This is a genomic window from Enterobacter sp. SORGH_AS_0287, from assembly GCF_031453695.1.
GTDB lineage: Bacteria > Pseudomonadota > Gammaproteobacteria > Enterobacterales > Enterobacteriaceae > Enterobacter > Enterobacter ludwigii.
In genome coordinates, this window is record NZ_JAVIZW010000001.1 from 1,104,762 (window position 1) to 1,118,645 (window position 13,884).

Annotated in this window: 11 protein-coding genes; 2 read left to right on the top strand and 9 right to left on the bottom strand. The window is 56.1% G+C overall.

Going from position 1 to position 13,884, the window contains the following annotated elements:
* Positions 1-39: 39 nt before the first annotated feature.
* A complete protein-coding gene (locus QE396_RS05260) occupies positions 40-615 on the bottom strand; it encodes a flavin reductase family protein (RefSeq protein ID WP_020884047.1) in 576 nt (191 codons plus the stop codon).
* A gap of 143 nt (positions 616-758) precedes the next feature.
* Here QE396_RS05260 and nhoA point away from each other — a divergent pair, with 143 nt between their 5' ends.
* Positions 759-1,604 carry an N-hydroxyarylamine O-acetyltransferase gene (nhoA, locus tag QE396_RS05265; protein WP_020884048.1) on the top strand — a complete coding sequence of 282 codons (846 nt, stop codon included), beginning with the start codon at positions 759-761 and terminating at the stop codon, positions 1,602-1,604.
* 42 nt (positions 1,605-1,646) lie between these two features.
* Here the strand turns inward: nhoA and narI are convergent, their stop codons facing one another.
* From narI to QE396_RS05295, 6 genes are all read right to left on the bottom strand, one after another.
* On the bottom strand, positions 1,647-2,327 hold the full coding sequence (gene narI, locus QE396_RS05270; protein ID WP_014170231.1) for a respiratory nitrate reductase subunit gamma: 681 nt from the start codon (positions 2,325-2,327) through the stop codon (positions 1,647-1,649).
* The gene (narW, locus tag QE396_RS05275; RefSeq protein ID WP_020884049.1) at positions 2,324-3,019 is read right to left on the bottom strand and encodes a nitrate reductase molybdenum cofactor assembly chaperone; all 696 of its coding nucleotides are present in this window, start codon (positions 3,017-3,019) and stop codon (positions 2,324-2,326) included. Before narW ends, narI begins: the two co-directional genes overlap by 4 nt.
* A complete protein-coding gene (narH, locus tag QE396_RS05280) occupies positions 3,019-4,563 on the bottom strand; it encodes a nitrate reductase subunit beta (RefSeq protein WP_020884050.1) in 1,545 nt (514 codons plus the stop codon). Before narH ends, narW begins: the two co-directional genes overlap by 1 nt.
* Positions 4,563-8,300, bottom strand: coding sequence for a nitrate reductase subunit alpha (locus tag QE396_RS05285; RefSeq protein WP_020884051.1), 3,738 nt, complete (start codon positions 8,298-8,300; stop codon positions 4,563-4,565). Before QE396_RS05285 ends, narH begins: the two co-directional genes overlap by 1 nt.
* 66 nt (positions 8,301-8,366) lie before the next feature.
* Positions 8,367-9,752, bottom strand: coding sequence for a NarK family nitrate/nitrite MFS transporter (locus QE396_RS05290; RefSeq protein WP_020884052.1), 1,386 nt, complete (start codon positions 9,750-9,752; stop codon positions 8,367-8,369).
* A gap of 206 nt (positions 9,753-9,958) precedes the next feature.
* Positions 9,959-10,534: a TetR family transcriptional regulator gene (locus QE396_RS05295; protein WP_020884053.1), complete on the bottom strand. Its 576-nt coding sequence runs from the start codon at positions 10,532-10,534 to the stop codon at positions 9,959-9,961.
* Between the two features lie 116 nt (positions 10,535-10,650).
* On the opposite strand from QE396_RS05295, the gene QE396_RS05300 reads away from it, so the two are divergent.
* Positions 10,651-12,138, top strand: coding sequence for an MFS transporter (locus QE396_RS05300; RefSeq protein WP_020884054.1), 1,488 nt, complete (start codon positions 10,651-10,653; stop codon positions 12,136-12,138).
* A 38-nt stretch (positions 12,139-12,176) separates the two neighbouring features.
* Here QE396_RS05300 and QE396_RS05305 read toward each other — a convergent pair whose 3' ends face one another.
* Both QE396_RS05305 and ompD read right to left on the bottom strand, forming a co-directional pair.
* Positions 12,177-12,635 carry a GFA family protein gene (locus tag QE396_RS05305; protein WP_020884055.1) on the bottom strand — a complete coding sequence of 153 codons (459 nt, stop codon included), beginning with the start codon at positions 12,633-12,635 and terminating at the stop codon, positions 12,177-12,179.
* Positions 12,636-12,714: 79 nt separating this feature from the next.
* Positions 12,715-13,788: a porin OmpD gene (gene ompD / locus QE396_RS05310; RefSeq protein WP_020884056.1), complete on the bottom strand. Its 1,074-nt coding sequence runs from the start codon at positions 13,786-13,788 to the stop codon at positions 12,715-12,717.
* Between the last annotated feature and the right edge of the window lie 96 nt (positions 13,789-13,884).

The following is a 13,884-nucleotide window of genomic DNA, read 5'->3' on the forward strand; positions in this document are numbered from 1 at the left end:
AAAAGCCCTTTCCCTCGCGGAGAGGGCTTTTTTTATAGGCTATTTTTCCAGCGCCTTTACCATTTTCCCACTGGTCACAAACGTCCCGGCCCCCAGATGATGCAGGGTGTTCAGCTTATCGCCGTCAAACTGCCAGCGTCCGGCGACAAACGCGCGTTCATCTGCGGCTGCCGAAACAACCTCACCAAACAGCGTATCGTATTTTTCGGCAGCTGCGGTAACCGGGAGTAAACGACACTCCATCCACGCCAGGCATTTCTCTTCAATCACCGGCAGGCCGAGTACCGGACCTTGCACAACCGGGATCCCGTAGCAGTTGAACTTGTCTTCGTCGCGCCCGCTCACGCTGCCGACGGCGTAAGCCCAGTTAGCCGCTGCCACGCCGGGGATGACAATACCGAACTTTCCGCTGCGCTCAATCAGTTCGCGCGACCAGGTGCTTTTGTCCACCACAATTGCGATACGCGGTGGCTCAAACTCTACCGGCATCGACCAGGCCGCAGCCATGACGTTACGACGGTCGATAGACTCATCGCGGCTGGTAATCAGTACCGTAGGGCCATGGTTCAGCAGACGGCTGGCATGCTTTAATTCAACGGGACGAAACGCGCTCATGAACATTCCTCTCAGCAGGTATGCTGGCATTAAACGTCTGATGGGTAGCCGAAATCAAGATGCACCCGCAAAAAGCACTTTTGCGCATATGGAGGCCAGAAAATAGTTTATAAACAGGGAACATCACATCATGGAAGCGAATCATGTCCCCATTTCTGAGTGCTTATTTTGCCCGTACGGGTTGGCAACAGCCTGTTCAGGTTGACATCGACACCCTGCGGGCGCTGCATCTACACCACAACTGCGCGATCCCCTTCGAGAATATTGACGTCGTGATGCCGCGCGAGATCCATCTGGAAGATCAGTGCCTGGTCGACAAACTGGTGACGGCGCGTCGTGGAGGCTATTGCTTTGAGCAGAACGGCCTCTTTGAACGCGTTTTGCGTGAAGTGGGCTTTACGGTTCGCAGCGTGCTGGGCCGCGTGGTCTTAGCCAGTCCGCCACAGATGCCGCCGCGTACGCATCGTCTGCTGCTGGTTGAACTCAACGGCGAGCGCTGGATTGCCGACGTCGGTTTTGGCGGACAGACCCTGACGGCGCCGATTCGTTTGCTCGCCAACGAGGAGCAGGAGACACCCCACGGGCTGTACCGTTTGCTGAGCGAGGGCAACGACTGGATCCTGCAGTTCAGCCACCACGATCACTGGCAGTCGATGTACCATTTTGATCTGACAACACAGTATTTCAGCGATTACGTGATGGGCAACTTCTGGTCGGCGCACTGGCCGCAATCCCATTTTCGCCACCATCTGTTGATGTGTCGCCATCTGCCTGACGGCGGAAAGCTGACCCTGACCAACTTTAACTTTACCCACTGGCAGAAGGGGCATGCGGAAGAGCAGGTCCATCTTCCCGACGCGAACGCGCTGTATCAGGTGATGCAGTCACGGTTTGGACTGGGCGTTGACGATCCCAAACACGGGTTTTCGCTGGACGCGCTGACGGCGGTGATGGCCGGGTTTGATACACATCCTCAGGCCGGGAAATAGACCGGTGGCGCTGCGCTCAGGCGTAGCGCCACCCGGCAACACTCAGCGGCGCGATCTCACCACCTGATACCTGCGCGTTAAATACTCCACCGGCGCGCTCCAGACGTGCACCAGTCGGGTGAAGGGGAAGATCAGGAAAATGGTCATGCCCAGCACCAGATGGACACGGAAGATAAACGCCACGCCCGCCAGATGTTCGGACGAGCCACCGCGGAAGGTCACTACCGACTGCGCCCAGTCCACCAGCTTGAGCATCTCGCTGCCGTCGGGATATTTCGCGGAGAACGGAATGGTGGTGAGCCCAAGAATACACTGCACCAGCAAAATGCAGAGGATCAGGATATCTGCCGTGGAGGAGGTCGCCCGGATACGCGGGTTCGTCAGCCGGCGAATCAATAATCCCGCACCGCCCACCAGCGTAAGCACGCCGCAAACGCCGCCCAGAATCATCGCCATCAGCTGTTTCTGCGACATCGGCAGAAACCACGAATAAACCCAGTGCGGCGTCAGCATCCCGAAAAGATGTCCGAAGAAGATCCCCAGGATCCCGATATGGAACAGATTTGACCACAGCACCATGCCGCGCTTATCCAGCATCTGGCTGGAGGAGGCGCGCCAGGTATACTGCCCGTAATCGTAACGCAGCCAGCTTCCCACCAGAAAAACCGTGCCACACAGGTAGGGGTAAATATCGTAGAAAAAGACGTTCAGAAACTGGATCATTTTGGGCCTCCCGCACTGACGTCGACATACTGCGGGGCAACGTCCTGGCTAAAGCGTCGTTGATATTGCTGCATCGGTGAGGTATCACACGATGTGGCGTTGTCCTCGATAAACTTGACCTGTTCCTCTTCCCAGACGGCGTCCAGCGCCTGGCGGGTATCATCCCGTTTCTCGGTGGAAACCTGTTTCGCCACGCTGTCGCTGGTCAGACGCGTGCCTGCGAGCGTCAGGAGCGCATCGAACAGCTGATAATGCGCCACGCCGCGCTGCTTCAGGCGACCGCCAATCAGCGCCAGGATCGGCGCAACGTTTTGTAGCCCTTCGCGGGCCTCGTCGTCGGTGACGAGGCTGAGATACTCCAGGTAGAGCGGCAGATAGTCCGGCAATTCGCGACAGTCCAGCTGCAGGCCGGCTTTTTCGTACTGGCTCATCAGGTCGACCATCGCCTGGCCGCGATCGCGGGATTCAGCATGAACGTGCTCAAACAGCAGCAGCGAGGTCGCACGACCCCGCTCAAACACCTCGCACCATTCGGCCTGCTTATCCAGCAGTGCGGCATCCAGATGCTGGCGGGCAAAGGGCAGTAACGCAGGGAGATCCTGCTCTATCAGGGAAAGTGCTTCCTCGCGATTTTCCCATAATGTTTCATCGGGATACTCAATCAGCAGGGCGATGATTTTGAGGATCTGCATCACTCTCCCTCCCCGTGGTCGCGCACTTCGGTGATGTTGATGGCATCAATGCGGCTGCTGTTAAAGAGGTTGAATTTGGTGTCGGAACCGTGGCACCCGTCGCCAAAGGAGAAGCCGCAGCCGTTGCGTTCCGGGAAGGCGTCGCGCGCCATTTCGCGGTGGCTGGTGGGGATCACGAAACGATCTTCGTAGTTGGCAATCGCCAGATAGCGGTACATCTCTTCAACCTGCTCGACGCTAAGGCCCACCTCTTCGATGGCGCGCGTATCGGTCACGCCTTCAACGGTCTGAGAGCGTTTGTAATGACGCATGGCCATCATGCGTTTGAGGGCGCGCAGCACCGGAGCAGGATCGCCCGCACTGAGCATGTTGGCCAGATACTGCACCGGTATGCGCAGGCTTTCGACCGCCGGTAACACGCCGTCGTTGAGCGGCAGGCCGCCCGCATCTGCGTAAGACTGGATCGGTGACAGCGGCGGAACGTACCAGACCATCGGCAGGGTGCGGTATTCCGGATGCAGCGGCAGGGCCAGCTTCCAGTCCATCGCCATCTTGTAAACCGGGGAACGCTGGGCGGCGTCAATCACGTTCTGCGGAATACCTTGCTTGAAGGCTTCTTCAATGACCGCCGGGTCATGCGGATCAAGGAATACGTCACACTGGCGTTCATAGAGGTCAGTTTCATGTTCGGTGCTGGCCGCTTCTTCAATGCGATCCGCGTCATACAGCAGCACGCCCAGATAGCGAATACGCCCGACGCAGGTCTCCGAACAGACGGTTGGCTGGCCAGACTCAATGCGTGGGTAGCAGAAGATGCATTTCTCCGACTTTCCGCTTTTCCAGTTGAAGTAGATTTTCTTGTACGGGCAACCGCTGATGCACATGCGCCAGCCACGGCATTTGTCCTGGTCAATCAGCACAATGCCGTCTTCTTCACGCTTGTAGATGGCACCGCTCGGGCAGGTGGCCACGCAGCTCGGGTTCAGGCAGTGTTCACACAGGCGCGGCAGGTACATCATGAAGGTGTTTTCAAACTGTCCGTACATCTCCTTCTGGATCTTGTCGAAGTTGCGGTCGCGGGCGCGTTTTTCGAACTCACCGCCAAGCAGTTCTTCCCAGTTCGGGCCGCCAACAATTTTGTCCATCCGTTTGCCGCTAATCAGCGAGCGCGGGCGGGCCGTCGGGAGGTGATCGCCTTGTGGTGCACGGTGCAGATCCTGGTAATCAAACGTGAAGGGTTCGTAGTAATCATCAATGCCGGGCAGGGACGGGTTGGCAAAGATTTTTGACAGCACGCCCACGCGCCCGCCGAGACGCGGAGTCAGCTTGCCGGTGATCCCGCGTACCCAGCCGCCTTGCCACTCCTCCTGATCTTCCCAGTTTTTCGGGTAGCCAATCCCCGGTTTGGTTTCAACGTTGTTGAACCACGCATATTCCATACCTTCACGCCCGGTCCAGACGTTTTTACAGGTGACCGAGCAGGTGTGACAGCCAATGCATTTGTCGAGATTCAGCACCATTCCAACCTGTGAGCGTATTTTCATTATTTCGCCTCCTGTACCTGATCCCGACCTTCGCCATCCAGCCAGTTAATGTTTTTCATTTTGCGGATCATGATGAACTCGTCGCGGTTAGAGCCGACGGTGCCGTAATAGTTGAAGCTGTACGCCAGCTGGGCGTAGCCGCCAATCATGTGTGTCGGTTTGGGACAGACGCGCGTCACCGAGTTATGGATCCCGCCGCGACGGCCGGTGACTTCTGAACCCGGAATATTCAGGATACGTTCCTGCGCGTGGTACATCATGGTCATGCCCGGCGGGACGCGCTGGCTCACCACTGCCCGGGCGGTCAGGGCCCCGTTGGCGTTGAAGGCTTCGATCCAGTCGTTATCCTCAATGCCTAACTCTCTGGCATCGGTTTCGCTGATCCAGACGATAGGCCCCCCGCGTGACAGCGTCTGCATCAACAGGTTTTCACTGTAGGTCGAGTGAATGCCCCATTTCTGGTGTGGCGTCAGGAAGTTCAGCGCCTTCTCAGGAAAGCCGTTCGGCGGGATTTCGCGCATATGGCTAACGCTTCGGGTATCAATCGGTGGGCGATAGGCCACCAGACTTTCCCCGAACGCGCGCATCCACGGATGGTCCTGATACAGCTGCTGACGACCGGAAAGGGTGCGCCAGGGAATAAGCTCGTGAACGTTGGTATAACCGGCGTTATAGGAGACATGCTCACTCTCAAGGCCCGACCAGGTGGGGCTGGAGATAATTTTCCGCGGCTGGGCCTGAATATCGCGGAAGCGGATTTTCTCATCTTCTTTGTTCAGCGCCAGATGGGTGTGATCGCGACCGGTCAGTTCGCCCAGCGCTTGCCAGGCTCGCACTGCCACCTGGCCATTCGTTTCAGGGGCGAGGGCGAGGATCACTTCAGAGGCGTCAATCGCCGTTTCAATACGCGGGCGTCCTTTTGCCGGGCCATCAAGCTTGACGTAGTTCAGCTTGCCAAGGAAATCGACTTCGCTCTGAGTATTCCATGAAATGCCTTTCCCGCCGTTGCCGAGTTTGTCCATCAGCGGGCCGAGTGATGTAAAGCGCTCGTAGGTTTCCGGATAATGACGTTCGACCACCGCAATCGTCGGCGCCGTTTTACCCGGAATGAGATCGCATTCGCCTTTGCGCCAGTCCTGAATATCAAACGGCTGTGACAGTTCCCCCGGGGAGTCGTGCTGCAGCGGCTGCAGTACCACGTCCGTTTCGGTGCCAAGATGGCCGACGCACACCTCTGAGAAAACGCTGGCAATACCTTTGTAAATCTCCCAGTCGCTGCGGGATTCCCAGGCCGGGTCGACGGCAGCTGAAAGCGGATGAATAAACGGATGCATATCCGACGTATTCATGTCGTCTTTTTCATACCATGTCGCGGTGGGCAGCACGATATCGGAGAACAGGCAGGTGCTGGACATGCGGAAATCGAGCGTCACCAGCAGGTCAAGCTTGCCCTCGATGGCCTGAGTTTGCCACTCCACCTCTTCGGGCTTCACGTCATCCGTCGACCCTAAATCTTCGCCCTGGATGCCGCTTTCGGTACCGAGCAGGTATTTGAGCATGTACTCGTGACCTTTCCCCGAAGAGCCGAGCAGGTTAGACCGCCAGACAAACAGATTGCGCGGGTGGTTTTTACCGTTGTCAGGCTGTTCGCAGGCGAAACGTATATCGCCCGATTTTAATGCCTGCACGGTGTACTCCTGCGGGGTCATGCCGGCGGCGTCGGCCCGGGCTTTAATGTGCAACGGATTGAGGTTTAGCTGCGGCGCCGAGGGCAGCCAGCCCATACGCTCTGCCCGGACGTTAAAATCGATCAGGTGACCGGTGAATTTTGTCGCGTCCGCCAGCGGAGAGAGTAACTCCTGCGCGGTCAGTTTCTCATAACGCCACTGGCAGGCGTGGTTGTAGAAGTACGACGTACTGTTCATCTGGCGCGGGGGACGGTTCCAGTCCAGCGCAAACGCCAGCGGCAGCCAGCCGGTTTGCGGACGCAACTTCTCCTGACCCACATAGTGTGACCAGCCGCCGCCGCTTTGACCCACGCAGCCGCAGAACACCAGCATGTTGATCATCCCGCGGTAGTTCATGTCCATGTGGTACCAGTGGTTCACCCCGGCACCGAGGATAATCATCGACCGGCCGTGCGTTTTGTGCGCCGTGTCGGCAAACTCACGGGCAATTTTCTCTATCAGGTAAGCAGGGACGCCGGTGATCTGTTCGCCCCAGGCGGGAGTGTAAGCTTTGATCTGGTCATAGCTGCCCGCCGCGTTGCTGTCTTCCAGACCACGATCGAGGCCGTAGTTAGCGAGAATCAGATCGTAGACGCTGACCACCCGTTTCTGGCTGCCATCGGCCAGCGTCAGGGTTTTACTCGGTACACGGCGCGTCAGGACCGGCTCCTGCTTGACGCTACGGAAGTGTGGATTTTCATTGCCGCCAAAATAGGGGAATGCCACCTCTGCCACGCTGTCGTGGGTAATCAGCAGCGAGAGGGTGAGCTCAGTTTCATGATCTGCCGCCAGCGGCGCCAGGTTCCATTTGCCTTTTTCGCCCCAGCGGAAACCAATGGACCCGTTCGGCACCACCAGATCGCCGGCGATATCAAAGGCGACGGTTTTCCACTCAACATTATTGGTTTCTCCCAGCCCGTCCGTGAGATCAGAAGCCCGAAGCATCCGCCCCGGCACCACGCGGCCATCGGCCTGTTCATCCAGCAGCACCAGCATCGGCATGTCGGTGTAGCGGCGACAGTAGTTGAGGAAGTACTCGCTGGGGTTGTCGAGATGGAACTCTTTAAGGATCACGTGGCCCATTGCCATCGCCAGCGCGCTGTCGGTGCCTTGCTTGGGTGCCAGCCACTGATCGCTCAGTTTGGCGACCTCGGAGAAGTCCGGGGTGATGGCCACGGTTTTGGTGCCTTTGTAGCGAACCTCGGTAAAGAAGTGGGCATCTGGCGTACGCGTCTGCGGAACGTTAGACCCCCAGGCAATGATGTAGCTGGAGTTGTACCAGTCTGCGGATTCCGGCACGTCGGTCTGCTCGCCCCACGTCATGGGCGAGGCGGGCGGTAAATCACAATACCAGTCATAAAAGCTGAGACAGGTGCCGCCCAGCAGAGAGAGATAACGCGTCCCGGCGGCATACGAGACCATCGACATCGCCGGAATCGGTGAAAAACCGGCCACGCGATCGGGACCGTAGTGTTTAATGGTCCAGACGTTGGCGGCAGCAATCAGCTGGTTCAGCTCTTTCCAGCTGGAGCGGATAAATCCGCCGTGTCCGCGAGCCTGCTTATAGCTCCGGCTCTTCTGCGGATCGTTCTGAATGGCATCCCAGGCCAGCACCGGATCGCTGTGTTGCGCCAGCGCGTCACGCCACAGTTCGATCAGCGTGCGGCGCACCAGCGGGTATTTCAGCCGGTTGGCGCTGTATAGGTACCAGGAATAACTTGCACCGCGCGGGCAGCCGCGCGGCTCGTGGTTAGGCAGGTCGGGGCGGGTACGCGGGTAGTCGGTCTGCTGGGTTTCCCAGGTAACCAGGCCGTTTTTGACGTAGATTTTCCAGCTACAGGAGCCCGTGCAGTTTACGCCGTGGGTGGACCGCACAATCTTGTCGAACTGCCATCGCTGTCGGTAGCTGTCCTCCCAGTCACGGTTGGTGTTGTACACCTGCCCGTGTCCATTGGCGAAGCTGTCGCCTTTTTGTTTGAAATAGCGAAAGCGATCCAACAGTTTACTCATGACATTTCTCCTGCTTCGATAGCCTTTTTGGAGAGGGCTGCCCACTCTCAGGCGAATGTGTAATTGTTATCGTTGTGAAGATTTGCGGCCATAAACCAGCCAGGTCACCAGGACGCAGACGATGTAAAACACGAGAAAAACTTTCATGGCACCCACAGGCGAGCCGGTCATGGCCAGCGACGTGCCGAAGGCTTTCGGAATGAAGAACCCGCCGACGGCACCGATGGCGGAGATAAAGCCCAGCGCTGCCGCGGTTTCGGTCACTGCTTCATGCTGCGCCTGCTCGTCACTTCCCCCTTGTTGCTTCACGCGGGTGAGGGTGATTTGGCGGAAAATGATGGCAATCATCTGAAACGTTGACCCGCTGCCCAGTCCGGCGGTGAGGAACAGGCCCATAAAGACCAGATAGAAGGCGAGAAAACTGCCCGACCCGGAACCGGGAAGCGTCAGGAAAAGCAGGGCGCTGAAAAGCGCCATAAAGACGAAGTTAATCAGGGTGACGCGTACGCCGCCGAGTTTGTCTGAGATCATCCCGCCCGCAGAACGGGCCAGCGCGCCAATCAGTGGACCAAAGAAAGCCAGATGGAGGATATTGACGTCAGGAAACTGGGTTTTCGACAGCATGGCGAAGCCTGCTGAAAAACCGATAAACGAACCGAAGGTTGCCAGGTAGAGGAGGCTCAGGAGCCACAGGTGAAAACGTTTTAACACCGGTAGCTGGCTGGCAATCGTGGCCTTAGAGCTCGCGATGTCATTCATGCCGAAAAACGCCGCAATCGTGGCCAGCAAAAGAAGGGGCGCCCAAATCCACGCGGCATTGGCCAGCCACATCGTTGATCCGTCATCCTGCGGCACGCCGTTTACGCCGAGAAAGGTGAACATGGGCAGGAAGATCACCAGCGGCGCGACCAGCTGCATTACGCTCACGCCCAGGTTCCCCAGCCCGCCGTTAATCCCCAGGGCGCTACCCTGTTTCGTTTTCGGGAAGAAGAAGCTGATATTGCCCATGCTGGAGGCGAAGTTAGCGCCGGCAAAACCACACAGCAGCGCGATGACGATAAAGATCCAGTAGGGAGTGGCAGTGTCCTGAATCGCGATCCCCAACCAGACGCACGGAACAATCAGGATCACCGTGCTTAACACCGTCCAGTAGCGTCCACCAAAGAGAGGAACCATAAACGAGTAGGGGACGCGCAATATCGCACCGGACAGGGAGGGTAAGGCTGTTAGCATAAAAAGCTGGTCGGTGGAAAAATTAAATCCAACTTTATTCAGATTGACCGCAATGGCACTAAATAACATCCATACGCAAAACGCTAATAACAGGCAAGCCACAGAAATTAAAAGATTTCTTCGGGCAATATGTTTTCCTTTATTTTCCCAGAATTGCGCGTTTTCGGGTTTCCAGTTGCTCAGCAGATAAGGATTATTCTTCTCACTTTGTTGTGACATGTCGCCCTCTTGCTTAACCATAAAAAGAAAAAATGGAGTAAAAACAGGTGGATGTCTGACAGTGTGTTTCTGGAATTATTGGATGGTTTGGGATACATCTGAAAGGATAGATAAAAAAGCGAATCCCTGATCCGGGAGGGGAAATAAGGGTTCGCTTAATGTGTTACGAATTGTAAGTGAGGGCTGTTAATACTCATAAGTGAGTATTAACACAATTCCAGAGAGATTAATTTATCAAGATGGTTATTAAAGGCAGCGTCGTCCATCTCTGGGATATCTAATATATAAATGCCGTCCAGGCCACACACCAGACCAATTAAACGCCAGGCAATATTTTCTGGCCGATCGCCCGGGGTAAAATCTCCCGCGTCAGTGCCTGCTTTGATAAGGGCGACGGTCTCCTGGTGCCACATCTCCATGGTCAGTACATATGCACCCCTGATGTCCGTATCCCGGCTTGCCAGGATCTGCGCCTCACGCCACAGGCGAATATAGGGCTCAAATCGGCCATCATCGCTGCCGAGCATGGCATGCAGCTGCTGTCGCCAGCTGGCCTGCTTGCCGACCACATCCGCATCCAGCAGTTCACGGATCAACCGCACAAAAGCCAGCGATTTTAGCTCCCCGCCAGAGGTGAAATGATGGTGGACCTGTCCGGTGGCGACGCCGGCTTCGGCGGCAATTCGCCGTACCGTCATTGCGGAAAGTCCGTCAGAGAGCGCCACGCGCATAGCGGCCTGTAAAATCTCTTCCCGCCTTTCATCCTTGCTCAGATATCGCATTTTCACTCACTCTTAATGGGACTGAAACAAGTGTAACAAAAAGCTGGACACTCGTTCAACTTTACGTAGGATCGCAAGCTGGACATGTGTCCATGATTTAAAAGAAAAGGAAATTTATGTTTCGTCAGTGGTTAGCGTTAGTCATTATCGTGCTGGTGTATATCCCGGTGGCGATCGACGCGACGGTACTGCACGTAGCGGCGCCGACGTTGAGTATGACGCTGGGTGCCAGCGGTAACGAATTATTGTGGATCATCGATATATACTCGCTGGTGATGGCGGGGATGGTGCTGCCGATGGGCGCGCTGGGTGACCGCATTGGTTTTAAACGGTTGTTGATAATTGGCAGTACGCTGTTTGGCTTGTCATCGCTGGCAGCTGCATTTGCGCCTTCAGCAGGATGGCTGATTGCTGCCCGCGCCTCGCTGGCGATTGGGGCGGCGATGATCATCCCGGCCACGCTTGCGGGGATCCGCACGTTGTTCGTTAATGCGCGCGATCGCAACATCGCGCTTGGGGTCTGGGCCGCCGTCGGTTCAGGCGGTGCGGCGTTTGGTCCGTTGATTGGCGGTATGTTGCTGGAGCATTTTTACTGGGGATCGGTCTTTTTGATCAACGTGCCGATCGTGGTCATCGTTGTTTCCCTTGCCGCGCGTCTGGTGCCTCGTCAACAGGGACGCCCGGAACAGCCGCTGAATATTGCCCATGCAGTCATGCTGATTGTGGCGATATTGCTGCTGGTCTACAGCGCGAAAACCGCGCTCAAAGGGGTGCTTTCTCCGTGGCTGGTGGCAATGACGCTGCTCACCGGAGCGGTGATGCTGATGATCTTTGTGCGGATCCAGCTTCGCGCCCGCGTGCCGATGATCGACATGCGCCTGTTCTGTCATCGCATTATTTTAAGCGGTGTCGTGATGGCGATGACCGCCATGATCGCGCTCGTGGGGTTTGAGCTGTTGATGGCCCAGGAGCTGCAGTTTGTGCATGGCTTTACGCCGTTTGAAGCGGGGATGTTTATGCTGCCGCTGATGGTCGCCAGCGGGTTTAGCGGGCCGATTGCCGGTGTGCTGGTCGGTCGTCTGGGGCTGCGGCTGGTGGCGGCAGGCGGAATGGGGCTGAGTGCCGTCAGCTTTATCGGTCTGTCACTGCTCGACTTCAGCACGCAGCACTGGCAGGCATGGAGTCTGATGGTGCTGCTGGGCTTCAGTGCCGCCAGTGCGCTGCTGGCCTCAACCTCGGCAATTATGGCGGCTGCGCCAAAAGAGAAAGCGGCTGCCGCAGGGGCGATTGAAACCATGTCCTATGAGCTGGGCGCAGGGTTGGGCATTGCCATTTTTGGTCTGCTGTTAACCCGCAGCTTCTCGGCGTCAATTGTCCTGCCGCAGGGACTGAGCGCGACGCTGGCCGATAAGGCCTCGTCATCGATTGGCGAAGCGGTGAACGTTGCGCAGAGCCTGACTCCAGGGCTGGCGGAGTCGTTAATTGCGGCGGCAAAAACGGCCTTTATCACGTCACACAGCGTGGCGTTAGGCAGTGCCGGCGCAATGTTACTGGTGCTGGCGGTCGGGATTTGGTTTAGCCTGGCAAACGTACCGAAACAGTAAAAAACAGGCCCGGTGGTGCAATGCTAACCGGGCAACCCTCAGTGTGCGTCATGGGGAGTCAGCAGGCAGCGCTTGTCGTGTGCTTCAATTTCGGTGCCACTAAAGCGCGCGTATTGCCCGGTCAGGCCAAAGAATGCGGGTTGCGTTTCTGTATAGATTTCAGCGGCAAGTATCAGACGGCGACGTTCGTCTTCGCTCATCTCAAGCTGTGTCCAGGGAATGAAATAGCGCGTCGTTGAGCGTGCGGTCAGCGTGAACCACAGCGGGCAACCGCATCCGGGACAAAACCAGCGTTCGCCGCGCGCAGATGACGTGAAATGAGAAGGGGCTATCGACTCTTCTTCCACAAGCGGTTGACCCTGCGCTTCCAGATACATGGCCATTCCCCCCGACCATTTCTGGCACTGGGTACAGTGGCAGGCATAGACGTCGAAGTTGTTGAGGGAAACGCTGAATTGGCTCATCCCACACAGGCAGCGTCCTTTGAAAATATGCATGGCGTGCTCCTTTATTACGCCAGTCAAACCGAATAAAAAAAGCCAGCCACGAAGGCTGGCTTTTTTATACTAACAAATCTTAGAACTGGTAGGTCAGACCAACAGCAACGATGTTGTCGGTAGAAACGCCAGCTGCTTTAGTGAAGCTGCTGTCGTCAACCAGGTTGATTTTGTAATCAACGTAGGTAGACATGTTTTTGTTGAAGTAGTAGCTCGCGCCAACGTCAACGTATTCAACCAGATCCTGGTCGCCGTAAGTACCAATGTCTTTACCTTTGGATTTCAGGTAAGCAATGGATGGACGCAGACCGAAGTCGAACTGGTACTGAGCAACCACTTCGAAGTTCTGCGCTTTGTTAGCGATGAAACCGCTACCGAAGTTGGTCATGTTACGGGTTTCAGAGTAGGTGGTTGCCAGGTAGATGTTGTTGGCATCGTACTTCAGACCCGCAGCCCATACTTCCGCGTTTTCGCCGCCTGCATTCAGATTGCTTGCAGCAGCAACCTGACGGTCAGTACGGTCAGATTTCGCGTAGGTAGCACCTACACCGAAGCCTTCGAATTCATAAGTAGAAGACAGACCCCAGCCGTCACCGTTCGCTTCGGTGATGTCGTTACGGTCGTTTTTACCCTGGTACTGAGCAGCCACGTTCAGGCCATCAACCAGACCGAAGAAGTCGGTGTTACGGTAAGTTGCAACGCCAGTCGTACGGCCAGTCATAAAGCCATCAGTCTGAGTCCAGGTATCACCACCGAATTCTGGCAGAACGTCAGTCCATGCGCCGATGTCGTAAGCAACACCGTAGTTACGACCGTAGTCGAAAGAACCGAATTCGTTGAATTTCAGGCCCGCGAATGCCAGACGGGTTTTGTTGCCGTCAGAACCCTGAGATTCAGAGCGGTTGCCTTTGAACTCGTATTCCCACTGGCCGTAACCGGTCATCTGGTCGTTGATCTGAGTTTCACCTTTGAAGCCCAGACGAACATAGGTTTTGTCGCCGTCGTTGCCAGCGTCATCAGAGAAATAGTGCAGACCTGTTACTTTGCCGTACAGATCCAGTTTGTTACCGTCTTTGTTAAAAACTTCAGCCGCGTTTACAACGCCTGCTGCCAACATGGAAGTCACTGCCACTGCAACTAATTTAAGTTTCATCTTAAATATTCCTTATAATTTTCTTCAGTATTTCCTGAGCCACTTTGAACGATTTCTAAACGAGGCTAATCATCAATGGCATGCTATTTTTAAGAA